The sequence below is a fragment of the Actinomyces sp. Marseille-P3109 genome, assembly GCF_900323545.1.
In the GTDB taxonomy this organism is placed as follows: Bacteria; Actinomycetota; Actinomycetes; order Actinomycetales; family Actinomycetaceae; genus Actinomyces.
Genome location: NZ_OOHN01000008.1, coordinates 2834475 through 2857211, shown reverse-complemented (window position 1 = coordinate 2857211; position 22737 = coordinate 2834475). Strand labels below are relative to the sequence as shown.

Annotated in this window: 20 protein-coding genes and 1 pseudogene; 7 read left to right on the top strand and 14 right to left on the bottom strand. The window is 69.4% G+C overall.

The features are described 5' to 3' along the window. Positions 1-27: 27 nt before the first annotated feature. Both BQ8008_RS12305 and BQ8008_RS12300 read left to right on the top strand, forming a co-directional pair. The gene (locus tag BQ8008_RS12305; RefSeq protein WP_108834237.1) at positions 28-1401 is read left to right on the top strand and encodes a serpin family protein; all 1374 of its coding nucleotides are present in this window, start codon (positions 28-30) and stop codon (positions 1399-1401) included. A gap of 169 nt (positions 1402-1570) precedes the next feature. Continuing rightward, positions 1571-2017 (top strand): GNAT family N-acetyltransferase, encoded by a 447-nt coding sequence (locus BQ8008_RS12300; RefSeq protein WP_108834236.1) that lies wholly within the window; start codon positions 1571-1573, stop codon positions 2015-2017. Between the two features lie 160 nt (positions 2018-2177). On the opposite strand, the gene BQ8008_RS12295 is transcribed toward BQ8008_RS12300, so the two are convergent. The 12 genes and pseudogenes from BQ8008_RS12295 to BQ8008_RS12240 all read right to left on the bottom strand — a co-directional run bounded on the left by BQ8008_RS12295 (position 2178) and on the right by BQ8008_RS12240 (position 13705). Beyond that, complete coding sequence (locus BQ8008_RS12295; protein ID WP_234415398.1) at positions 2178-2981, bottom strand: HAD family hydrolase; 804 nt, start codon at positions 2979-2981, stop codon at positions 2178-2180. Between the two features lie 221 nt (positions 2982-3202). Next, a pseudogene (locus BQ8008_RS12290) lies at positions 3203-4273 on the bottom strand (IS30 family transposase); the annotation flags it as partial. Then, complete coding sequence (locus BQ8008_RS12285; RefSeq protein WP_267896227.1) at positions 4195-4893, bottom strand: helix-turn-helix domain-containing protein; 699 nt, start codon at positions 4891-4893, stop codon at positions 4195-4197. The gene BQ8008_RS12285 and the pseudogene BQ8008_RS12290, both read right to left, overlap by 79 nt. 51 nt (positions 4894-4944) lie before the next feature. Next, the gene (locus BQ8008_RS12280) at positions 4945-5781 is read right to left on the bottom strand and encodes an HAD family hydrolase (RefSeq protein WP_108834232.1); all 837 of its coding nucleotides are present in this window, start codon (positions 5779-5781) and stop codon (positions 4945-4947) included. A gap of 62 nt (positions 5782-5843) precedes the next feature. After that, positions 5844-6461 (bottom strand): hypothetical protein, encoded by a 618-nt coding sequence (locus BQ8008_RS12275; protein WP_108834231.1) that lies wholly within the window; start codon positions 6459-6461, stop codon positions 5844-5846. After that, positions 6458-7237, bottom strand: a complete 780-nt coding sequence (locus BQ8008_RS12270) for an HAD family hydrolase (protein ID WP_108834230.1) — start codon at positions 7235-7237, stop codon at positions 6458-6460. The genes BQ8008_RS12275 and BQ8008_RS12270 overlap by 4 nt, the downstream gene beginning before the upstream one ends. A gap of 212 nt (positions 7238-7449) precedes the next feature. After that, a complete protein-coding gene (locus tag BQ8008_RS12265) occupies positions 7450-8304 on the bottom strand; it encodes a PTS system mannose/fructose/sorbose family transporter subunit IID (RefSeq protein ID WP_108834229.1) in 855 nt (284 codons plus the stop codon). Between the two features lie 18 nt (positions 8305-8322). After that, entirely contained in the window at positions 8323-9255 is a 933-nt protein-coding gene (locus BQ8008_RS12260; RefSeq protein ID WP_108834228.1) for a PTS mannose/fructose/sorbose transporter subunit IIC, read from the bottom strand. Between the two features lie 147 nt (positions 9256-9402). Next, complete coding sequence (locus BQ8008_RS12255) at positions 9403-9894, bottom strand: PTS system mannose/fructose/N-acetylgalactosamine-transporter subunit IIB (protein ID WP_108834227.1); 492 nt, start codon at positions 9892-9894, stop codon at positions 9403-9405. After that, entirely contained in the window at positions 9894-10331 is a 438-nt protein-coding gene (locus BQ8008_RS12250; protein WP_108834226.1) for a PTS sugar transporter subunit IIA, read from the bottom strand. Before BQ8008_RS12250 ends, BQ8008_RS12255 begins: the two co-directional genes overlap by 1 nt. A gap of 262 nt (positions 10332-10593) precedes the next feature. Then, complete coding sequence (locus BQ8008_RS12245) at positions 10594-12798, bottom strand: NAD(+) synthase (protein ID WP_108834969.1); 2205 nt, start codon at positions 12796-12798, stop codon at positions 10594-10596. Positions 12799-13405: 607 nt separating this feature from the next. Continuing rightward, positions 13406-13705 (bottom strand): PspC domain-containing protein, encoded by a 300-nt coding sequence (locus BQ8008_RS12240; protein WP_108834225.1) that lies wholly within the window; start codon positions 13703-13705, stop codon positions 13406-13408. Between the two features lie 321 nt (positions 13706-14026). Between BQ8008_RS12240 and BQ8008_RS12235 the strand changes: the two genes are divergently transcribed. Continuing rightward, entirely contained in the window at positions 14027-16852 is a 2826-nt protein-coding gene (locus BQ8008_RS12235; RefSeq protein WP_199907997.1) for a GH32 C-terminal domain-containing protein, read from the top strand. A 75-nt stretch (positions 16853-16927) separates the two neighbouring features. On the opposite strand, the gene BQ8008_RS12230 is transcribed toward BQ8008_RS12235, so the two are convergent. Then, on the bottom strand, positions 16928-17938 hold the full coding sequence (locus BQ8008_RS12230) for a LacI family DNA-binding transcriptional regulator (RefSeq protein ID WP_108834224.1): 1011 nt from the start codon (positions 17936-17938) through the stop codon (positions 16928-16930). Between the two features lie 203 nt (positions 17939-18141). Here BQ8008_RS12230 and BQ8008_RS12225 point away from each other — a divergent pair, with 203 nt between their 5' ends. Continuing rightward, positions 18142-18822 carry an HAD family hydrolase gene (locus BQ8008_RS12225; RefSeq protein ID WP_108834223.1) on the top strand — a complete coding sequence of 227 codons (681 nt, stop codon included), beginning with the start codon at positions 18142-18144 and terminating at the stop codon, positions 18820-18822. Between the two features lie 180 nt (positions 18823-19002). On the opposite strand, the gene BQ8008_RS12220 is transcribed toward BQ8008_RS12225, so the two are convergent. Further along, positions 19003-19695 (bottom strand): TetR/AcrR family transcriptional regulator, encoded by a 693-nt coding sequence (locus BQ8008_RS12220; protein WP_108834967.1) that lies wholly within the window; start codon positions 19693-19695, stop codon positions 19003-19005. A gap of 1005 nt (positions 19696-20700) precedes the next feature. Between BQ8008_RS12220 and BQ8008_RS12210 the strand changes: the two genes are divergently transcribed. The 3 genes from BQ8008_RS12210 to BQ8008_RS12200 all read left to right on the top strand — a co-directional run bounded on the left by BQ8008_RS12210 (position 20701) and on the right by BQ8008_RS12200 (position 22621). After that, positions 20701-21189, top strand: a complete 489-nt coding sequence (locus tag BQ8008_RS12210; protein ID WP_234415396.1) for a hypothetical protein — start codon at positions 20701-20703, stop codon at positions 21187-21189. Positions 21190-21288: 99 nt separating this feature from the next. After that, positions 21289-21435, top strand: coding sequence for a hypothetical protein (locus BQ8008_RS13855; RefSeq protein ID WP_234415395.1), 147 nt, complete (start codon positions 21289-21291; stop codon positions 21433-21435). 154 nt (positions 21436-21589) lie between these two features. Beyond that, positions 21590-22621, top strand: a complete 1032-nt coding sequence (locus tag BQ8008_RS12200; protein WP_108834222.1) for a DUF3152 domain-containing protein — start codon at positions 21590-21592, stop codon at positions 22619-22621. Positions 22622-22737 lie beyond the last annotated feature (116 nt).

Here is a 22737-nt window from a genome sequence, read left to right as displayed (position 1 = left end):
CCCCGGAAGGCTTCCTAACCTGACGTCATGACCCTGTTCCCGTCTGCGCACCGTCCCTGCTCCGACCACCACGGCCTGTCCCGCCGCCACCTGCTGTCGCTGGCGGCGCTGGCCCCCGCGGCTGCGCTGCTGCTGGGCGCGTGCTCGTCGGCTTCCGGGAAGGCGCTGACCTCCAAGACCGCCCATGAGACGGTCACCCCCTCCGACGTCTCCTCGCAGGTGGCCACCGCGGCCGCCGCCTGCGACCAGCTCGGCGGCCGGCTCCTGGCCCACTACCTCAAGGCGGACTCGGCAGCGACGGCGATGGCCTCGGCGCTCAGTGCCGCCTTCGTCCTGGCGATCCTGGCCGGCGGCGCCACGGACGCCTCCACCCAGGGCTATGACGCGCTCCTGGGGCTCTCGGGCGAGGAGCGGGACCGCGCCTGGTCGGCCGTCCAGACCTCCCTCAACCGCTACGACGGCGACCTCAAGGGCTTCGACCCGGACCAGATCCCGGACAAGCCGCTCGTCCACCTGGCCAACCACGTCCTCATCGCCGACGAGAAGGACATCGAGGTCAAGCAGTCCTACCTCGATGCGGTGCTGCGCTGGTTCTCCGCCGAAATCGAGCAGATCGACGTGGACTCCATGAAGAAGAACCTCGATGCCTGGGCCTCGCGCAACACGGCCGGCCTCATCCCGAACAGCGGTATCACCATTACGAAGGACACGCGTCTGGTGGTGCAGAACGCCCTGCTCTTCGCGGCCCAGTGGGACTCCCCCTTCAAGGCCGAGGACACCTCACCGCAGAACTTCACGCTCGCCGGTGGCAAGACCGTCAAGGCCGACCTCATGCACGACACCCGCTCCATCCCCTACGCCACCGGCCAGGGCTGGGCGGCGGTGCGTCTGGCCTACGCCAGCGGGGAGGAGAACACGGACGGAGCCCCCAAGGAATCCCAGCTCGCCCTCGACGTCGTCCTGCCCGACGCCGGATCCCTGCCGTCCGCCATGGACACCGGGACGTGGGCGGCAGCGTCGAAGGCTCTCGATGAGGCCGAGGCCCGTGAGGTGAGGCTGTCCCTGCCCAAGGTGGACCTCACCTCTGAGCCCAAGGAGCTCCTGGACTTCCTCAAGGAGCAGGGTCTCAAGCCCGAGGGCCTGGACAAGATGGCCCGCGGACTCACGCTGGCGCAGGTGGTCCAGCAGGTGCGCCTCATCCTGGACGAGGAGGGCACGGTGGCCGCCGCCCTCACCGAGGGAGGGGTGGAGGTCATGGCGGCACCGGAGCCGGACGAGCCGGTCGAGTTCACCGTGGACCACCCCTACGTGCTGCGGCTGCGGGACCTGACCAGCGGAACCGCCCTGGTAGAGGCCGCCGTTATGGATCCCACCGTCAAGACGATCGGCGCCTCGGCCTGACCGCGCCACCTGCCGCCAGCCGACGCAGCCCGCCACATTCTTCCGGTCGGTGGGGCCACTTCGCCGCCTGGAGCACTTCCAGACGGTAGGCTCCAGGGCTGACAGGAAGCCGTTGCGGGAGCCCCCGTCCCGGCCCTCCACCTCTTTTCAACCAGCAGGAGAACTCCTCATGACCGTCGAGCTCGTCACCACCTCCAGTCCGGAGATCGTCGAGGCCATGGAGCGCCTCATCCCGCAGCTCTCCCGCAGCGCTCCGGCACTGACCGCTGAGCAGTGCGAGGCCTTCATCGCCCAGGAGGGGGTCTTCCTCTTCGTCTTCCGCCCCGAGGCCGACGCCGGCCAGAACGCCCCGATCCTGGGCATGCTCACGCTGGCGACCTTCACGATCCCCACGGGCCTGCGCGCCTGGGTGGAGGACGTCGTCGTCGACGACGAGGCCCGCGGCCAGGGTGCCGGCCAGGCCCTCGTGGAGGCCGCCGTCGAGTACGCCGGGAAGATGGGGGCGCGCACCGTGGACCTCACCTCGCGCCCCTCGCGCGAGGCCGCCAACCGCCTCTACCGGCGCGCCGGCTTCGAGCTGCGGGAGACCAACGTCTACCGCTACGTCCAGGCCTGAGCACCGCAGCACGCCCCCGCTGAGCACACGCCCCACTTCGACAAAATCTTCATAGACGACACGGCTCCGCGTCATTTATGAAGTTTTGGTCGAAGTGATGGGCGCCCGAGCAACCGGACGGGAGGAGCGGCAGGAGGGCGGGGCGCCGTCTTCGAGGTCTTCAGGCCATGAGGGCATCGACGAAGGCGGCCACGCTCGGGGTGGTGCGCCCGCCGGCGGCGGCGACGACGTCAACCGGGGCACCGGCGATGGCACAGGGGACGTCGGCGCGCTCGAGCATCGAGATGTCGTTCCATGAGTCACCCACGGCGGCCACCTCGCTGACCACCTGGCCCTGCTCGGCGAGGTGCTCGGCGAGCAGGGCCAGTCCCGAGCCCTTGGACTCACCCGCGACCGTGACGTCGACGAAGGTGGCCGAGCGGGTGCAGCTGACGCCGTCGACCGCCTCTTCCAGACTCCGGGCCAGCGCCTCGGCGGCGCGGGAGTCGGGGACGTGCAACGGCATCGAGGTGACCCCCAGACCCGCGATCTCAGACAGGGGCGCCGCGGTGAAGCGGTCGGCGGGCGTGCGCTGATCGGTGGACAGGCCGACCGGATCATCCAGCACGTAGTCGCGCTCGAGGGTCGAGGCGAAGACGGACACGGGAGCATCGCTGACGACGCCCACCGTCCGGGTCACGGAGCGCACCTGGTCGGCGCTGAGCATGCGGGTGCGGCGCACCTGACCGGCCGCATCGATGACGGTCGTTCCCGTGGCGCACACCGCGTAGTCGTAGTCCAGGCCGATGCTGGTCGAGGAGCGAGCCACCTCGACCGCGTGCTGGACCAGCTGCACCGAGCGGCCCGTGGCCAGGACCAGGAGGTTGCCGGCCTTGCGCCAGCGCACCAGGGCCTCGGCGTCGGCTTGCCCGACGGCGTGGTGGAAGATGAGGGTGCCGTCAAGATCCGTGGCGAGCAGGCGCATGCCGGCGAGCATAGCTCGCGCTCCCCGAACCCACCCCGCACATCAACACTTCGACGAAATCTTCACAGACGACACGGCTCCGCGTCGGTGGAGTCAGGTGGTGTTTGCACCGTTGATGATGTCGTTGAGTTTCTCAGTTGGGGTCTGTCCGTTCAAGACGATGCGGGGTCGGCGGTTGAGGCGGTCCTGGATGTCTTGGATCTGGGTGTCGGNCGGTGGAGTCAGGTGGTGTTTGCACCGTTGATGATGTCGTTGAGTTTCTCAGTTGGGGTCTGTCCGTTCAAGACGATGCGGGGTCGGCGGTTGAGGCGGTCCTGGATGTCTTGGATCTGGGTGTCGGTGATGGTGGTGAAGCTGGTGCCCTTGGGGAGGTACTCGCGGATCAGGCGGTTGGTGTTCTCGTTGGTGGGGCGCTGCCAGGGGCTGTGGGGGTCGGCGAAGTAGACCGGGATGTCGGTGACGGCGGTGAAGGCGGCGTGCTGGGCCATCTCGCTTCCCTGGTCCCAGGTGATCGAGGCCCTCACGGCCCGGGGCAGGTCAGCGACCATGGTCTGCAAGGCAGTGGTGACGGTCTGGGAGTCGTGGCCCCCGCCCAGGCGGTGTATGAGCACGAAGCGGCTGGTGCGCTCCACCAGGGTGATCAGGGCGCTGCGCCCGCCGGCGCCGATGACCAGGTCGCCCTCCCAGTGGCCCGGCACGGCCCGGTCAGCGGCCTGGGGCGGGCGCACACTGATCTGGGCCCCTTCGATCCAGGGGCGCCTGGACCTGCGGGGCAGGCCGGCCAGCGGTGAGCGGGGCAGGCGTCGGGTACGCCCTGAGCGCAGGGCCTTGTCCACCCGCAGCTGCTGGCGCAGGCTCCCGGCGCCCTGGACGTAGAGGGCCTGGTAGATCTGCTCATGAGACAGGCGCATGGACTCATTGTCGGGGTGGGCCCAGCGCAGGCGCGCGCTGATCTGGCGGGGGCTGGCCCCGTCCTCGAGCAGGGCCACCACCTCGGCACGCAGAACGGGATCAGCCTCGAGCCTCCTGGCCTTGGGGCGGGCCAGACGCTCCTGGGCCGCCACCGAGGCCCCCGGGGCCCGGTAGACCCCGTCAGGGCCGGTGTTGCGGGCGATCTCCCGTGAGACGGTCTGACGGCACCGCCCCAAGGAGCGGGCGATGGCGGCGGCCGACTCCTGACCGCGGTGCTGGAGGGCGTACAGGCCGAAGTAGGTCAGGCGGGAGACCTCCTCGCCGGGGGCCCACACGCCGAAGACGCCGCACTCCTCGCGCGGAGAGGGCTCGAGCTCGTCNGACGCTCCTGGGCCGCCACCGAGGCCCCCGGGGCCCGGTAGACCCCGTCAGGGCCGGTGTTGCGGGCGATCTCCCGTGAGACGGTCTGACGGCACCGCCCCAAGGAGCGGGCGATGGCGGCGGCCGACTCCCCGCGCGCCCGGCCCTGAGCGATCAGGACCCGCTCGGCGTCGCTGACGCGCTGCCCGCGCCCGACCCGCCCCGAGCAGGCCGACACCGACCAGCCCCCACGCCCCCGCCGCCCCAACGAGCGTCTTGATGAGCGCCTTGATGCCGTTGCTGCACTCTCCACGGCCTGATCGTGCCAGTACCGCCTCGCGCTGTCCCGGCTCACCCCGGCCGCGGCTCCCGCCCGGGTCAGCGTTGCTCCGGCCAGGACCGCCTGGGCGACCTTGGCACGTCTGGCCTGGTCGGACTGGACCGTCCCACCCCGTCGTCCGCCTACCAGCTCCACCCCCACCGCCTGGCACCACAGACTCACCGACCCACGACAGCACCCCAGATCCCGAGCCACCGCCGAAGCCGACTCACCAGCCACCACCCGCGCCACCGCATCACGACGCACACCCTGACCAAACCAAGCCCCAGACACAAAACACCCCTCCCACGAGCGGTGCATCCACCACCAGACCCCACCGTCATTTGTGAAGATTTTGTCGATGTGTTGGGTCTAAGCCGTCGGCCGTCCCATGAGGGAGTCGATGAGGTCGGCCAGGCTGGAGACCGTGCCGTCGCACTGGGCCACCACCTCCGGCGGTGACCAGGGCAGGGCGTAGGCGTGGTCGGCGGCCTGGTGCATGGAGATGTCGTTCCAGGAGTCCCCGATGGACCAGGTCTCGATGGGCTCGGCGAGCACTGGGGCGGCGGGGTTGGCCGCGTCACTGGCAGGGTCCGGGGCGGGCGTCTCGCCGAGGCTCGCCACCAGCCGCCTGAGGCCCGCGCCCTTGGAGGCAGCCGCGGGGACGACGTCGATGAAGTCCTGGTTGCGGAAGCCCACCGCCTGCCCGTCCCAGCGCTGGTGCAGGTAGGTTTCGGTGCGGGAGGCCATCTCGGGGTCGGTGAAGCGCATCGGCACGCCGACGACCTCACGTCCCTCGAGGTCGCGCCGGGTGGCTGGGCGGAACAGGGTGAGCAGGTCCGATCCGGAGCCGATCGTGTCGTAGACGAGCAGGTCCTCGTCCAGTCCGGTGGTGAACACGGTGACGCCCGGCGCCCCCTCGACGAAGTCGAGAAGGTCCTCGACGACGCCGGGCGGCAGGGCCGTCGAGTGACGCACGCTGATGTGCTCGTCCACGATGGCGGCCCCCGTGTAGAGGATGGCGTTGTCGAACTCGAGCCCCATGGGCACGACGACGTGCTCCAGCGCGGAGACCGACCTCCCCGTGTTGATGACCAGGAGGTTGCCGGCCGCCCGCCACCTGGCCATGGCCTCACGGTCACGCAGCGGGATCGTCCCGTTGAAGACGATGGTGCCGTCCAGGTCGGTGGAGATGAGCCAGCGTGGCATGGGAGTCCTTTCAGTCCAGGTCCTGCGGGTACCCAGTCTTCTTGAGGCCGTCTTGGAGGCGTCTAGGAGCCGTCAGCGCTCTTATTCTCTCCGACCGCCGTGGCACCGTCATCAGACTGGTCAGGTTCCTCGCTGTCGTCGATGTCCCGGGCGGAGGTGCCTCGCTGGGCCTTCTGCTCCTCCTTGCGGGCCTTCTTGGCCCGCTTCTTGTCCTGGCGCTCCTGGCGCTCCTGGGCCCACTGGACGTAGCCCTCAAGGAGCCTGCGGGAGTCGGGGGTGAGGATCTTATTGTCCTCGAGCAGGCCCTCAGCGCGCAGGGTCATGAACCGCAGGTACTCGGGGTTGCGGGTGAGGCCGTACTGGCGCTTGGCCTCCTCCAGGTCGGAGACGTCGCGACGCACCTGGCGCTCGATCATGGCCCGCCCGCCCATGAGGAAGATGGCCACGATCAGGGCCAGGATCGAGCCGATCCCCCTGGTGAAGGGGTAGAGGAAGCAGGCGATGATCATGAGCCAGGTGACGTACCTGCCCATGGAGTGGGTGTAGCCGCGCCACTGCCCGTCCTCCCCGGTGACCCAGGTGCGGATCTTGGCGCGCCCGTCGGGGTCGCCGCCGTTGAACCAGTCACGCACCCGGGTGCCGATCGGTTTCTTGCCGTCCGTCTTACCGTGCTCGCTCATACCGGGTCACCCTCCATGATCGTGTCGATGAGCTCGGCCATGGAGCCCGCGGTCGCCTCGCACACGGCCGTCACCTCCGGTGGGGACCAGGGCAGGGCGACGGCGTGGTCGGCGACGGCGTGCATGTCAAGATCGTTCCAGGAGTCACCGATGGTCCACACCTCGACCTCCCGCCCCGACAGGGGCCCGTCCAGGAGGGCACGCAGCCCGGAGCCCTTGGTGGCCCCGGCGGGCACGAAGTCGAGGAAGTCCTGGTTGCGGTGGCAGTCCAGGACGCCCTCCCAACGCTGGGTGATCTCCTCCTGAAGGCGGTGGCGCAGGGTGTCGTCAGTGACGCGCAGGGGCACGCCGATGAAGCGGTGGGTGCCCATCTCCTCCAGGGTCATCGTCTCGAAGACCGCCAGGATCGGGGAGATCTCATTGTTGTTGTCGGCCAGGATGTAGTCGGTCTCGATGGTGGTGGCGTAGGTGGTCACCCCCGGCAGGTCGACGGTGCGGGTGGCCACGTCGCGGGCGACGCCGTCGGGCAGGTAGCGGGCGGAGATGACCCGGTAGCTGCTGTCGATGAGGACCGCACCGGTGAAGACGATGCCGTAGTCGAAGTCGACGCCCAGGGGCCCGAGCACATCGCGGGTGGCGAAGGAGGACTTGCCGGTGTCGACGGCCAGGAGGTTGCCGGCGGCCCGCCATCGGGCCATGGTCTCGCGGTCGGCCGGCGAGACGGAGCGGTCGAAGACGATGGTGGCGTCCAGGTCGGTGACGAGGAGTCGGGTCACGCTGGTTCCTTGCTGCAGGGGGATGTGGAGGGCGGGGCGAGAAGAGCGGGAGACGACGTCGGACAGGACGGATGATGCGCTGATGGAATCCGCCCGGGGGCCGTGTGCATTCTACCGAGTGCGCGGAGCGGGGAGGGTTCCGGAGGACTTGCCTCCGGTCCCCTCCCCGCTCCGAGGCGGGCCGCCACGATTGCGGCTGGTCCGCTACTGCGTCACAGTCCCAGGAAGCCGGTGGCGGCTCCTGCGATACCGACGGCGAACATGCCCAGGATGATCCACAGGGCGTTGACCTTCTTGTTGAGCAGCCACATGCACAGGAAGGTCAGCCCCAGCGCCGCCAGGCCGGGCAGCAGCTGGTCGAGGATGGACTGAACGGTGGTGTCGGTGACGATCCCGTCATCGTTCTTCACCGAGGAGACCACCGCCGGGAACTTGATGGAGGTCCACTTGGAGACCAGGGCACCCATGACGAACAGACCCATGATGGCGGCCATCTGGGTGATCTTCTTGAGCTGGCCGCCGCCGACCTCAGTGACCATCTCAGTACCGCGCTCGTAGCCGAACTTAATGCCGTACCAGCGGGTGAGAACGCGCAGGAGATTGATGCCGACGAAGAACAGCAGCGGGCCGACGATCGATCCGTTGAGGGCCAGGGAGGCACCCAGTGCCGCCAGGACGGGGCGGGCGGTTCCCCAGAAAATGGGGTCACCGACACCGGCCAGCGGCCCCATGAGACCGACCTTGACCGAGGTGATCGTCTCCTCGGAGATGTCCTCGCCCTTGGACTTCTGCTCCTCCATGGCGGCGGTGACGCCGAAGACGACCGAGGAGACCCAGGGATGGGTGTTGTAGAACTCCAAGTGCCGCTTGAGGGCGGCCGCCTGGGCCGTCTTGTCATCGCGGTAGAACTTCCGGATGGCCGGCATGAGCGTGTAGCAGAAGCCCATGGCCTGCATGCGCTCGAAGTTGAAGGAGCCGAGCAAGAAGGTGGAGCGCCAGTACATCCGGCGCAGGTCGCGGGTGGTGAGCATCTTCTCCGACGTCGCCGGAGCGGTTTCAGTAGTCATGAGAGTCTTCCTTCCGGCTCAGTCGAGCTCGTCGTCGAGGTCGTCATCCAGGTCGTTGCCGGAGCCGCCACCGGCCGCGGGCGAGGAGGCGGCGGGCAGACGCACGGAGTCGTGGAACTCGGGGTTGAGCTGGACGTAGATGACGGCCAGGCAGGCTCCCAGGATGCCCAGTGCCACGAGGGTGGCACCGTTGGGGGCGAGGTCGATGACCCACTTGTCGATGCCCTTGCTGTGGTCGCCGATCGTGGCCTTGCCGCCGTAGGTGGTGGCGAAGGTGGCGAAGATGAAGCCCAGGAAGAAGAAGGGCATGAGCTTGCGCGCCTTCATCATGTTGATGACCATCGCGTAACCGACGACGACGATGAAGCCACCGGCGATGTTGAGCCCGTCGGTGATGACCTTCGGGATCATGTCGAGGGCGTTCTTCACCGTGTCACCGGAGGCGAGGGCCGCCACAGCAGCGGTCGGGATGGCCACGCGCAGACCCTGGAGGCCCAGGGCGGTGAAGTGCATGACGGCGATGCCGCGGTAGTTGGCCTGCTCGGCGAAGCGATCCGCCTGGTGGGCGAAGAAGATGGCGATCGTTCGCACGAAGATCGTCAGGGCCTGACCGGCGATGGCCAGCGGAACGGCCACGCCGATGGCGGCGGCGATGGCGCCCTTGGTGGAGGAGGCGTCACCCAACGAGGCGATGGCGATGACCGTGGAGACGGTGGAGGCCAGCGCGGCGTCGGGCGCCATGGCGGCGCCGACGTTCATCCAGCCCAGGGCGAGGAGCTCCAGGGAGCCACCGACCATGATGCCGACGGTGGGGTTGCCCATAGCGATACCGGTCAGGGTGCAGGCGACGAGCGGGCGGTGGAACTGCCGCTCGTCCAGGACGCTGGCCATGCCCGCGACGAACGCCACGAGCGTGACCAGAATGATCTGGATCAGGTTGATGTCTTGCACGGTATGTCTCTCTCACGTGAGGGTTGACAGGACACCCATCCTGCTCCCGTAGCCGAGAGGCACGGGATGGGAGTGTCTGAGGGAGGTGCGGGGAGGGAAGGGGAAGGGGCGGCTCGCGGCGTCAGAGACCTCGGAGGTCCCTGGGCCTCAGAGCAGGCCCTTGTCCTTGAGGGCCCCCATGAGGTCGGAGCTCGCGGTGGAGGGCACCTGCTGGATGTACTGCTTGATGCCGCGCGAGTCGATCTCCTTGAAGGCCTCGACGTCCTCGGGGCTGGCGTAGACGGCCTGGGAGACCTGGCTGGTGCCCTGCTTGAAGGTCATGCCGCCGACGTTGACGTCGTCGACCTTGATGCCCAGGTCCAGGAGTCGGACGATGTCGGCCGGGGTCTCGACGACGATGACGGCCTTGAGGTTCTCGTACTTGGGGTTCTTGTAGACGCGGGCGGCCTTCTCGACGCCCAGCACGTGGACCTTCACCTTGCCGCCTCCGGTCTGCAGCATGAGGGTCTTGCGCAGCTCGTCGTTGGCGGCGCCGTCGGAGACGGCGAGGATGGCCTCGGCTCCAAGGGACCCGGCCCAGTTGTTGGCGACCTGTCCGTGAACCAGGCGGGAATCGATACGCAGGAGCTTGACATCCATCAGAGCTCGTCTCCTTCATCGTCAGAAGTGGTGGGTGCAGGGGTGAAGACCTCGGAGAGGACCTTGACGCCGTCAGTGGCGGACGTCCGGGCGGCCTCAACGAGCTCGGCGAGCCCGGCGCCGGCGAGACGACGGGACAGGACCTCGATGACCATGGGCAGGTTGACGCCGGTGACGACGTCGGCGTCATCGCGCCCCGCCGCGAAACGGGCCGCGGCGTTGTAGGGGCTGCCGCCGAAGAGGTCGACGAGGATGAGGTGCTCCTGGCTGGGAGACGCCTCGACCGCGGCAGCGTACTTCGCCAGCAGGTCGTCGGGCCCCTCGGAGGGGTCGAAGGTGACGGCGACGACGTCGTCACTGGGGCCGACGATCATCGCGGAGGAGGCGACAAGGCCTTCAGCCAGGTGTCCGTGAGCGGCTATGACCAGGGAAGCCATGGGCGGGAACCTTTTCCATCCGGGCTGCCGCCAAGGGTTTGTGAGGCCTGGGCAACAGCGACATGTGTGACATGGCGACGATAGGGACGATTAGCGTGATGACCACCACTCAGGCGCCCACCAGTTTCACACAGAAACCCACAAAACCAATGCTGCTAACACGCGTTAGCGCGTGAACACCTCGAGAATCTGGCGTGAATACGCATTTTAAATACACCAACCTCGAACAGAGAATGCCAGAACCGGTTAGTTATGTTCTACATCACACTGCGGGACGATGGTCCCGATTCTCGTCGGTGGGGGCGCTACCGGGCACGTTGCGCTCGAGCTCGGCCAGCCAGGCCGTCGCTGAGACGTCGGAGGGCATACGCCAGTCCCCGCGGGGCGACAGCGAGCCTCCGGCCACCACCTTGGGCCCATTGGGCAGGGTGGAGCGCTTGAACTGGCTGGTGAAGAAGCGCCGGTGGAACAGCTCGAGCCAGTGGCGGATCTCGGGGAGCTGGTAGGCGACCCTCTCCGCCTGCGGCAGCCCCTCGGGCCAGTCGCCCCCGTCCGCGTCCGACCACGCCTTGTGCGCCAGGAAGGCGATACGGCTGGGGCGCGATCCGCGGCGCAGCACGTGCCACAGGGTGAAGTCCTGCAGGGCGTAGGGGCCGATCTTGGCCTGGGTGGACTGGATGGCCCCACCGGCCCCGGCCGGAACCAGCTCGGGGCTGATCTCGGTGTCCAGGATGGACAGCAGGGTGCGCCCGACGGCGTCGTCGAACAGCTCCTCGGCGACCACCCAGCGGATGAGGTGCTGGATGAGGGTCTTGGGGATGCCGGCGTTGACGCCGTAGTGGGCCATCTGGTCACCCACGCCGAAGGTGCACCACCCCAGAGCGAGCTCGGACAGGTCGCCGGTGCCCAGGACGATGCCGCCGCGGTGGTTGGCGATGCGGAAGAGGAAGTCGGTGCGCAGGCCCGCCTGGACGTTCTCGAAGGTGACGTCGTAGAGGTCGGTCTCGCCCGCACCGTCGGGCAGAACGCCGGTGCGGGCGTACTCGCCGTAGGGGTGGCCCATCTCGGTGAGCATCTGGGTGGCGGTGGCCCGGATGTCGAGCTCCTCGAAGGTGCAGCCCAGGCCGACGGCGAGGTCCTCGGCGTTGCGGCGGGTGCCGGCACTCGTGGCGAAGCCGGGCATGGTGATGGCGTGGATGTCGGAGCGGGGCCGGCCCAGACGGTCCATGGCGCGGGCGGCGACGATGAGGGCGTGGGTGGAGTCCAGGCCGCCGCTGACTCCGATGACGATCTTGGGGTTGCCGATGGCCCCGAGGCGCTGGGCGAGGGCGGCCACCTGGATGTTGTAGGCCTCGTAGCAGTCCTGGGCGAGGCGGGCCGGGTCATCGGGCACGAACGGGAAGCGGTCCACGCGGCGGCGCAGCCCGATATCGGTGCGCGGGGCCGCCAGGTCGGCGCCACCGATGCTGACTCGCCGGAAGGCCGCCGGGTCGGTGAAGGTGCCGGCCGGGGCCGTGCCGCCCGGGGCCGCAAGGGACAGGGTGCGGGCGTTGTCGGCGAAGGTCCCCTGGCGCAGGCGCTCGGCACGCAGCCCCTCGACGTCGACGTCGACGACGGTGGCGCGCGGCCCGTCCGGGAAGCGCTCGGTGGAGCCGAGCAGCTCGCCGTTCTCGTAGACGAGGGTCTGGCCGTCCCAGGCCAGGTCCGTGGAGGACTCGCCCTGCCCGGCGGCGGCGTAGACGTAGGCGGCCAGGCCCCGGGCCGACGACGAGCGGGCCAGCAGCTCGCGGTCCTCGGCCCGCCCCACGGTGATGGGCGAGCCGGAGATGTTGACCAGGACCGTCGCCCCGGCCAGGGCCGCCAGCGACGACGGCGGGACGGGTACCCACATGTCCTCGCAGACCTCGACGTGGAAGGTCAGGCCGGGGACGTCATCGACCTCGAACAGGAGGTTCGCACCGAAGGGGACCCGGGCGACCGGCTCGGCGTCGTCGGAGCCACCGTGCACGCCGGGCAGCTCGATGGTCTCCACCCCGGCGGGCAGGGCGTCGCCGGGGGCGAAGTGCCGCTTCTCGTAGAACTCCCGGTAGGTGGGCAGGTAGGACTTGGGGGCGACGCCGCGCACCCGCCCGCCCTGGATGACCAGGGCGCAGTTGTAGAGGCGGTCGCCCAGGCGCAGGGGCGCACCGACGACGAGGGCGGGCAGGAGACCGGCGCTGGCGGCGCGCAGGGTCTCGATGGCAGCGAGGACGTCGGACAGCAGGACGTCGGACAGCAGGAGGTCGTCGATGGCGTAGCCGGTCAGGCACAGCTCGGGGAAGGCGGCCAGGCAGACACCGTCGTCGGTCAGGGACCGGGCCTGCTCGATGATGGCGGCGGCATTGGCGGCCGGATCGACCGGCACCACGGGCAGGGTGACGGCGGCGACGCGGGCGAAGCCCTGATCGTAGGCGGAGAGGAACTCAATGTCGGTCGCGGAGTCGGTCGCAGAGTCGGTCGCGGAGTCAGTCGCAGAGGTGCTCGCGGTGTCATTCACGGTGTCGGTCACGACTCGATCCTCCCATCGACGGCGCCTTCCTGCGAGACCACCGCTCCTCAGGATGACCAGCGAGTCGGCCCGCTCCATCGTGTCCACAACTCGTCCTCGTCATCGCCGTCGGGGGCATTCGGCGCCGTCGGGGACCGGAGCTCCGTCCCTGTGCGCGTCGACGGCGCCCATCCAGCAGCACGCTGCGCCCACCACGTCACCCGTGGAACCGGGGGCGACGAGGTGGGCGCAGCTCTGCACTCACGCATGTACCCGAGGCACCGCCTGGAACCGGTGACGGCCGGGACGGACACATGCCAGGAGAAAACGAGTGACGAAGAGGCAAGAGGAGACAAGCAGTGAGGAAACAGTGATCACCTTTCTTTCAATGAGCCCGGACGGCCCGATGCCGCCCGCGGGTTTCAGTGGTCGTGAGTCTGGTACGGGCCGTGTTGCCGCGGCGTTCAAGGCCGCCGAGGGGTCGTGGCGAACCACCCCCGGCCGGCCCAGGCAGGCCCGGGCGGGTTGGGAACAGTCAGTACTGGAGTCAGGACTGGGCGGGGGCCGGCTCGTCCAGCATGAGGCACCAGGCCGCGACGTAGACCAGGCACATCGGGCCGGGCAGGAGGCAGGCCAGGATCGCCCCGACGCGTACCGCGGTCACGGGCATGCCCCAGGCCTCAGCCAGCCCTCCGCAGACACCGCCCAGGATGCGGTGCTCGCGGGAGCGGCGGGGCAGGGAGCCACGGAAGCGGGAGAACTCACCGGACCGCCCGAAGGAGGAGCCGGCGTCGCCCTCGGAGCGGGCGGACTGGCTGAACTGACCGGGGTGCTGCTGCTGTGTCATGACAACAAGTCTGGCTGGGATGGCTCGTCACCCGCCATCGGGGAGCACCCTGAGAAGTCCCCGATGTTCCTCGGGACTCGTCCCTGAGCGCTTGATCCAGGACGGACGTCCGCGTAGTTTGCTCCTGTAGATAACGCGCGTTAGCGAAGGAGAGTCGGAGGGCGTTCAGGCCTCCCGCCCCGCACCGCCTCATTCAAACCCGTTCCACCGTCATTCCGTATTCGTCCGCATTCGTCCACGATTCACTCTCGATTCGCCCACGCACAGAGACCCCTGGCCACACCGACATCTGTGCCGATCCTGTTTCCCGGAGGACATGCCATGAGTCGGATCACCCGACCACTCAGCGCCCTGACCGCTTTCTGCCTGCTCGCAGCCGGATCTACGCTGGTCTCCATGCCCGCAGCCGCAACCGGCCACCAGGCCCGACTGGCCCCCGTCGCCCCGGCCGCCCCAGCGGCCCCGAACGCCGACCAGGCCGGCGAGCAGTGGCGCCCGCAGAGCCACTACACCCCGCAGAAGAACTGGATGAACGACCCCAACGGGCTCGTCTACTACGCCGGCGAGTACCACATGTTCTACCAGTACAACCCCGAGGGCTCGGACTGGGGCAACATGTCCTGGGGTCACGCGGTCTCCAAGGACCTCGTCCACTGGGAGGAGCTGGGCGTGGCGATCCCGCACACCTCCCAGTACGGGGTGTTCTCCGGCTCGGCGGTCATCGACACCCAGAACACCTCCGGTCTGGGCAGCCCGGACAACCCGGCCATGGTGGCGCTGTGGACGCGCGCCGACGTCGGCGGCAACCAGTCGCAGTCGCTGGCCTACTCCACGGACAAGGGCCGCACCTGGAACCTCTACAACAACGGCGACCCGGTCCTGGACATCGGCTCCAACGAGTTCCGCGACCCCAAGGTCTTCTGGGACGAGACATCCGGGCGCTGGACGATGGTGGTCTCCCACGCCACCGAGCACCGCATCTCCTTCTACTCCTCCCCCGACCTCATCCACTGGACCGAGCAGTCCAGCTTCGGGGGCGAGGGCATCACCTCGGCGGTGTGGGAGTGCCCGGACTTCTTCCCGCTGCCGGTCGAGGGCAGCTCCAATGAGACCAAGTGGGTCCTCGTGGTCACGGTGGCCGACTCCGCCCAGTACTTCGTGGGCAGCTGGGACGGCTCCACCTTCACACCCGAGGAGATCCCCCACTACACCGGCGAGGAGGGCACCACCCTGGCCGACTTCGAGAACGGCTACACCGGTTGGAAGCCCGACGGCGCCGCCTTCGGCTCCGGCCCAGCCACCGGGGACCTGCCCGGTCACCAGGGCAAGGCCTACGTGGACTCCTTCGGCAGTGGCGACGCCGACACCGGCACGCTGACCTCGGACGAGTTCACCGTCTCCTCGTCCTACATCAACCTGCGCACCGCCGGAGGCAAGCACCCCTACAACCCCCAGGCCACCGGCGACAACGGCGGTGGCAGGCTCCTGGCCGGCTTCGACGGCTCCTGGGACGGCTGGGCCATGGAGGGCAACGCCTTCGGGGCCACGCCCCCTCAGGGCGCCACCCCGGGCCAACAGCCGCTGGTCAACCACTCCAGCGCCGGGCTGCTCAACACCTACTTCGACGCCGGCAACGGGCAGGGCTCGGACGCCACCACCGGCACCGCCACCTCCCCGACCTTCACCATCGACTCCACCTACCTCAACCTCCTCATGGGCGGCGGCAGCAACCCGCGCCCCGAGGGTGGCGCCGGCGAGGACTCCGGAGCGACCGTCGTCGAGCTCGTCGTCGACGGCAAGGTGGTGCGCTCGGCCACCGGCCGCAACCTGGAGGAGCTCAACTGGCAGAGCTGGGACGTCAGCGATCTCAAGGGCAAGTCCGCCCAGATCGTCGTCACCGACACGGCCACCGGCCCCTGGGGCCATATCCTCCTGGACGAGGTGCGCGCCTCGGACACGAAGGCCTCCCCCATCGCGGACAACACCTCAGTCAACCTCGTCGTCGACGGCAAGGTCGTCGCCTCCGCCACCGGCAACAACTCCGGGACCCTGGACTGGACGAGCATGGACGTCTCGGCCTACAAGGGCCGCAAGGCCCGGCTCGTCATCGAGGACCACAACGGTAACGCCGAGGACTGGGGCCACCTCATGGTCGACCAGATCATTCAGTCCGACACGAAGGCCTTCTCAGGGGCCGACGTCGTCCCGCGCCTGGACTACGGAAAGGACTACTACGCGGCCGTCACCTGGAACAACACCCCCGACGGCAAGCGCTACCAGGTGGGCTGGATGAGCAACTGGGCCTACGCGCGCGACCTGCCCACCACCACCTGGCGCACCGCCATGTCAACGGTGCGCGAGCTGGGTCTGACCCGAAAGGACGGCAAGCTGCGGCTGACCGCCGAGCCGATCACCGCCCTGGAGTCCCTGCGCACCGGCCAGGAGGTCACCCGGAAGGACAGCGACATCCCGGCGGGCGACACCTCGCTCGGCCAGGCGGCGCAGGGCAGCTCCCTGGACATCAGCGTCGACCTGAGCCCGGGCACGTCCAGCCTCGCCGGTCTCAAGGTCCTCGACAACGGCGAGCAGTACACCCTCATCGGGTACGACTCCACGACCAAGCAGCTCGTCGTGGACCGCACGCGCTCCGGGGTCACCGACTTCTCCCCGAAGTTCCCCAACCGCTCCACCGCCCCGCTGTCGCCGGACAGCAACGGGCAGGTCCACCTGCGCATCGTCGTCGACGCCCACTCCGTGGAGGTCTTCGCCGCCGACGGCACCCCTGTCATCACCGAGACGGTCTATCCCAAGGAGGGCGCCACGAACGTCTCGCTCCACGCCGAGGGCGGCACCGCACGTCTGAACAACTTGAGCCTGTGGCACCTGGGATCGGCCGAGGACGCCGGTGGCGCCGCTGAAGAGCCCGACTCCCCCGGGCCGGGCCGGCCGGCCGCGCAGAAGCCGGCTGGCCACGGTCAGGCGGAGGCCGCAGGGGCGGCGAGCCCAGCCGCGGCGGCCGCCGGCAAGGGCACGTCGGGCGGGTTCCCGCTGGCCCGCACCGGCGCCTCTGTGACGCTGGGCGTCCTGGCCACGCTCGCCACCGCGACCGGCGCCTACGTGCTGCGCCTGCGCCGTCGGCAGGCCTGAGCGCTACCTTCGCCCCTCGCGACCGGGCCGGCTGCGTCAGGCAGTGCCAGGCAGGTGAGGCGGTGCGACGCGCTGTCAGGCCGAGGAGCGGCGGATGATCTGCCCGGGAAGGAGTGTCTCGGCGGGCACCTCCTCGCCCGCCATGAGGTCCAGCAGGTGGGAGACGGCCACCTGCCCCATCTCCTCGAAGGGCAGGGCCACTGTCGTCAGGGCCGGGTGGACCTGGTCGGCGATGAGCTCCTGATCATCGATCCCGATGACGGCCACGTCCTCGCGCACCCGCAGGCCCCGCTCGCGGATGGCGTCGTAGGCACCCATGGCCATGCGGTCGTTGCCGCACACCAGGCCGGTGAGCCACGGGTGATCAGTCAGGAGACGGGCGGCGGCCGCGTACCCGCCCCTGGTGGTGCCGTGGCCGATGGCGGAACTCACGGTGCTCCAGGGGATGCCGGCCCGCTCCAGGTAGGCCTCGCAGCCGGCGCGCCGGCCGGGCGCCGCCTCACCGTCGTTCGGGTCCAGCTCGATGACGCCGATGTCCCGGTGGTGTCCCTCCAGGAGGGCCTGGGCGGCCAGGCGTCCCATCTGCTCCTCGTCGGGGCGCACGCAGGGCAGGCCGGAGACCGGGTCGATGCAGTGGACCAGAACGGTGGGAATCTCGCGGGCCTGCACGGGCATACGGACCCGGCAATTCCACCCGGTGGCGTAGATGATGCCCTCGACCCGGGACTTCAGGAGGGTCTCGAAGGCGTCGGAGTCCATCTCCGCCTCGGTGGAGGTCGGCACGATGAACAGAGTGTAGCCGGCGCGCCGCACCGTGTCCTGGATCCCGCGGATCGTCGCGGCGCCGAAAGGGCTGGTGACGATCTCAGAGACCAGTCCGATGAGGGAGGAGCGTCGTGACGCCAGGGCGCGTGCCCCGCCGTGTGGTCGGTAGCCGAGCTCGACAGCCACCTGGTGAACGCGTTCGCGCGTCTCCGGGGCGATACGGGCGCCGTCGCGGTTGTTGAGAACGAAGGACACGGTGGTGCGCGAGACGCCCGCGGCCCGGGCCACGTCTTCCATCGTGGTCCTGTAGGTGTCGTTCACCCCGTCTCCTCCCGGCCCCTTCGGATCCGCCGCCACTCGCCCGGCCCGGCTGGATCCGGCACGTGCGCCGGCCGGCGGCTTGGTGGAAGTCTGCCAGGACGACGACGCGGCGCATAACCCTGAGCGGCAAGAGATTGGGTCGCTGCGCGCCGCCGCAGACCTCCGCCTGTGCGCTGGCGCACGTAACCGTTAGGCTGGTTCCCGTGACAACAACCCCCACTCCCAACTTCACGGTGCGTGCCGTCCTGTGGGACATGGACGGCACCCTCATGGACTCCCAGCCCTTCTGGGACGAGGCCTTCATCCACCACTGCCAGTCCCTCGGCGGCGACCCGCGCCCCGAGCTCGTCGCCCAGATGACCGGCGCCTCGATCCGCAAGGCCCGCGAGCTCATCGCCGCCACCGGCGCCACGAGCTCCTGGGACGATCCGGCCACGCAGGAGGTCTTCGAGGCGATCGCACACGATGTCGAGGCCTCCGTGGCCGCCGCGCCGCCCCTGCTGCCCGGGGCCCTGCGGATCACCTCGGCACTGGCGGAGGTGGGACTGGCCCAGGCGATCGTCTCGGCCTCGCCGCGCAAGATCGTCGAGAAGGTGGCCTCCGCACTCGGTGACGTCTTCGCGGTCCTGGTCACCGGTGACGACGGCGTCGGGGCCAAGCCGGACCCGCTGCCCTACGCCACGGCGGTCGAGCGCCTCGACCTGCGGCCCGAGGACTGCGTCGTCGTTGAGGACTCCCCGACCGGAGCGGCCTCGGCCAGGGGCAACGGGATCCACGTCGTGCAGATCGGGGCGCAGAAGCACTTCCCGGCCGATCCCGGCCTCGTCGTGGTCCCGGACCTGGCCTCGATCACCCCGCACCTGCTGCTGTGGGCGCAGCGCTGACGAGCACCGACGGGGTTGTGGAGCGCCGTCCGGAATGACGGGCGGCCGCGCTCACGGCCAGCGCCGCGGCCACCAGACGTAGGACCGGCCCGGGAACCACGGGGTTCCCGAGCCGGATGGGACGGTAGGGATTCGTTGAGGATGGTCAGGTGGCGGTCTCAGCCGCCCGGTGCCCGGTCTTCAGGCGGCCTTGGGCCGCTGCGGGGTCTCCGGTGTCTCCTGGAGCTCCCACTGGCTGCGCAGGCAGTCGGCGTAGAGGCGGATCTCCGCCACCAGGTCGGTGCCCAGGGACTCCGAGGCGGCCGTCTCGGGCGTCGTCGAGCACAGCCACTGGAGCTGGAGCCCGTCGGTGAGGGCGACCAGGCTGCGCGCCACGAGACGTGAGGGCATCTGCGGGTCCACGAGCCCGGCGGCCTTGCCGGCCTCGAAGCTGGACTCGAACCGCTCAACGGCACCGTTGAGGTGGTCGGCCATCCAACGGTGCGCGGGGTGCGCGGCGTCGAGGACCGAGACCGCCGTGGCGGTGTAGATCGCCGTGAGGTCCCGATGGGCGACGTTGCGCTCGAGCAGCTCGATGTAGCGGTCCAGCAGCGCCCAGGGATCGACCTCGAACTCCCCGGCGGGGTCGGCGGCACCCAGGGTGTCCAGGTTGCCGACGGTGTCAACGGGGGCCTCGACGACGTCCTCCTCGGTGGCCGGGGAGTCCACGAGGATGCTCAGGGCGTCCTCCTGGTCACGGCGCTCGAGCACCTTGGCGAAGAGCTCGTCCTTGGAGGAGAAGTGGTGCAGCAGTCCGGCCTTGGAAATATCTGCTGCGTTGGCGATGTCGGCCAGGGAGGTGCCGGCATACCCGTGCTCTCCGAAGAGAACCACGGCTTCGTTGAGGATGCGCACGCGCTTGTCCTCACTGCCCGCTCGGGGGCGCCCGGGTCCACGCCGCCTAGCCGGGGCAACTGGGGGCGGAGTCGGGGTACTGACAGTGTTCATGGCCGAATCATGGCACCTTCCAGTAAGGGAATTGCAAGGCAGAAAGGCGCTCATCGGAATAATCCGCTCAAGTGTGACCTCCACGTGCCCTGCTCGTGACGTGAGTGACGACTTGATCTCTGTTTTCACATAATTAACCGGCTCCTACCAGCACAGACGCCCCCGACCGGGCGGTCTGTTGCGGCAGCTGGGATCTCCGCCCATCCTCTCTTCCACTCGTCACCCAGAACTTCTTATGAAGACACCCAGGAGCGCATGGCATGTCCATCAGGATCACAGTTACGTAACACTTGTGGCAATCTTGTTTCCGGTTCAAATACCGGCGGCGCCCCTCTCCCACAGACGAGCCTCCCGGGCCCCACCACGGAGAGGGCCGACGCCGATCGGGCGGGACCGTCACCGCCCCTCAGGAGACGGCGACGCCGCCAGCGGCCAGGCCGTCGGATCGGCCCGGTGGCCGCCCCGCCGTTGGCGGTCACCACCGCGATGGAGGAGGACGCTGATCCGGCCGTGATAGCACCGTCGGAGGTGGTGGCGTCCATGGTCAGGGCGAGGACGCCTCCGTTGGATCCGGCCGTCCCCCAGCGGTCCTCGACCGCGGTGTCCAGGCCGCCGGTGGTGGTCAGCGTGCAGCTGGTCAGGGTCGCCTGGGAGGAGTTGTTGGTGACGTAGAGGATCGGGACCGCCCGGGTGCACGTCGCGCGAGATGCTGAGACGCTCCGTTCGCGCCCGCCACCCGAGATACTCGCAGCGAGCCGGGTGCCCTCGGTTCGATCGGGGTCCGGGCCGTGACGGCGAGGATCTCATGCTTCGCTTCGTGAATCGGCACCCACCCAGAATCAACGAGACGCATCATGTATGCATGCAGACTCGATGCGTCGTGCTTGTGCCATGACTGTTCTTGCAGGACTGCTCGATGACCTGGACCTCAGCGCCCAGGAGCTTGCGGAAGCGATGCGCGAGGCCACAGCCCGCACATCGCGAGACGGCGTCGGACCGCTGACAGCCAGCATCACTGACTTCCTGGCCCGGACCACTCCCCGCGGACGAAGCAAGGCCACGGCACGCAAGGTGGAGCGGATCCTCTCGGATCGCGTCCATGCCGAACAGCTCACCGCCCAGCATGAGGCCGTCCGGGCCGCCTGCGACCTGGCTCGTTCCCTGAGTACACGCCAGGTCACCGCTCTGCTCGGCCGCGCGACGACGACGATCACCCGCGCAGCCGGGCGCACCCTCTACGCCTACTCCGAGGGAAGGGCGCTGAGGTTCCCCACCTGGCAGTTCCACGACGGCCGCCCGATCCCAGGGCTGGCGATGCTCGTGCCGGCTCTGCGGGAGGGGCTGACGCCGGCCACTATCGAGGCCCGGAGGACCTGGTGACGGTCGAGCACGCCGAGCTCGCCCGCATCGCCTCTGCGTACAGCCCTCACCCTCTGCCATGGAGCGGGTTGAGAACCTGGGGGCCGCACCCGCTCGACGATGACCGGGGACGACATGACGGTGCTGTTCTCCCCGGCGCAGGACAGCCTGCCAGCACTGCCCCGGGATGCGGCGCCGCTGGCCGACGCGACGATCTACGCCCTCCTGACAGCACTCGCACCCGAGATCGGCTACGAGATCGTCTGAGTCAGCACCCGGCAGCGCACGACTTTTGTCTTGGAAATCAACCGAAAGTCGCCTCGGAGGATGGTTTCGGCGCCTGGAGGTCACATGTGACCTTGTGCGCGCTTCGGTACCGCCCGGCAGGTTAACCGAGCTCGAGCACCCTACGATGGGAGGTATGCGCCCCTCGACCCCGCAGCCGCCGCGGCGCCCCTCCCGCCCCAGACGGGGCGCCGGCCGTGACTCGTCGTCGGCTTCCGGACGGCGGACCGCTCCTGGCGGCTCCCCGCGCCGCAGCCCGGCCGGCCAGCACTCCACGCATCGACGTTCGTCGATTGAGCCCGACCCCGCCAGTCGACGGGCTCTCGTCGTCGCTCGGCGCGAGCGCCAGCGACGCCGCACCCGCAGCCGACTCCTCTACGGCACCACCCTCCTCGCGGCGATCGTCCTGATCGTCGTCGGCCTGCGCGCCTGGGAACTCCGCCCCGGTTTCGCCCTGCCGCTGAGCACCGACACGACCACAACGCCCTCACCCGCTCCGGCGGAGGCGGCCCCACGATCCGCCGGACCGAGTGGGAGCGGCACGACCTCACCGTCGGCGTCGCCCACCCCGTCGGCCTCGACGCTTCCGGCCCCGCGCCTGGACGCTGAGGGGTTCGCGCACTCCGACGCCGTCGGCGACGGCACCTGGACGATCGCGCCGGCCGTGCCCGTCTCGCGTCCCGCGGCCGGGACCGTCTACCGATACGCGCTCCAGGTCGAGGGGGGCACCCACGTCGACGCCGCAGCGGCGGCCCCCATCGTCGAGCGCACCCTCAATGACGAGCGCGGCTGGCCCACCGCGCAGAACACGTCCTTCGAGCCGGTGGCCGACCCCGCCGCCGCCGACTTCACCTTCAACATCGCCACACCGCCCACCGCGGACGCCCTGTGCGCGCCGCTGGAAACCTCCGGCATGTGGAGCTGCCGCAACGCCAACAACGTGGTCATCAACTCCGACCGCTGGAACTGGGGAGCCATCACCCATCCAGACGTCGACTCCTACCGCACCTACGTCACCAACCACGAGGTGGGCCACTTCCTCGGCCACGAGCACGAGTTCTGCGCCGGGGCCGGTCTCAAGGCCCCTCTTATGGCGCAGCAGAGCCACGACATCGCCGGCGGCTGCGTCTACAACGCCTGGCCCACGCAGGACAACCAGCCCGGCTGAGGCGCACGACGCCGCCGGCAGCGCGAGGGGGCGGGGCCACCGCGCAGGTGGCCCCGCCCCCTCGTCGTCCCCTCACCGTCCCTCCCGTCGGACGGGGCCGAATCGGGCGGTCGTCC

Excerpts from the sequence above, each read along its gene's own strand:
- BQ8008_RS12240 (WP_108834225.1), bottom strand. The coding sequence starts at position 13,705 with ATGACACAGCAGCAGCACCCCGGTCAGTTCAGCCAGTCCGCCCGCTCC.
- BQ8008_RS12305 (WP_108834237.1), top strand. The coding sequence starts at position 28 with ATGACCCTGTTCCCGTCTGCGCACCGTCCCTGCTCCGACCACCACGGC.
- BQ8008_RS12295 (WP_234415398.1), bottom strand. The coding sequence starts at position 2,981 with ATGCGCCTGCTCGCCACGGATCTTGACGGCACCCTCATCTTCCACCAC.
- BQ8008_RS12265 (WP_108834229.1), bottom strand. The coding sequence starts at position 8,304 with ATGACTACTGAAACCGCTCCGGCGACGTCGGAGAAGATGCTCACCACC.
- BQ8008_RS12235 (WP_199907997.1), top strand. The coding sequence starts at position 14,027 with ATGAGTCGGATCACCCGACCACTCAGCGCCCTGACCGCTTTCTGCCTG.
- BQ8008_RS12300 (WP_108834236.1), top strand. The coding sequence starts at position 1,571 with ATGACCGTCGAGCTCGTCACCACCTCCAGTCCGGAGATCGTCGAGGCC.
- BQ8008_RS12200 (WP_108834222.1), top strand. The coding sequence starts at position 21,590 with ATGCGCCCCTCGACCCCGCAGCCGCCGCGGCGCCCCTCCCGCCCCAGA.
- BQ8008_RS13855 (WP_234415395.1), top strand. The coding sequence starts at position 21,289 with ATGACCGGGGACGACATGACGGTGCTGTTCTCCCCGGCGCAGGACAGC.
- BQ8008_RS12275 (WP_108834231.1), bottom strand. The coding sequence starts at position 6,461 with ATGAGCGAGCACGGTAAGACGGACGGCAAGAAACCGATCGGCACCCGG.
- BQ8008_RS12210 (WP_234415396.1), top strand. The coding sequence starts at position 20,701 with ATGACTGTTCTTGCAGGACTGCTCGATGACCTGGACCTCAGCGCCCAG.
- BQ8008_RS12255 (WP_108834227.1), bottom strand. The coding sequence starts at position 9,894 with ATGGATGTCAAGCTCCTGCGTATCGATTCCCGCCTGGTTCACGGACAG.
- BQ8008_RS12280 (WP_108834232.1), bottom strand. The coding sequence starts at position 5,781 with ATGCCACGCTGGCTCATCTCCACCGACCTGGACGGCACCATCGTCTTC.
- BQ8008_RS12250 (WP_108834226.1), bottom strand. The coding sequence starts at position 10,331 with ATGGCTTCCCTGGTCATAGCCGCTCACGGACACCTGGCTGAAGGCCTT.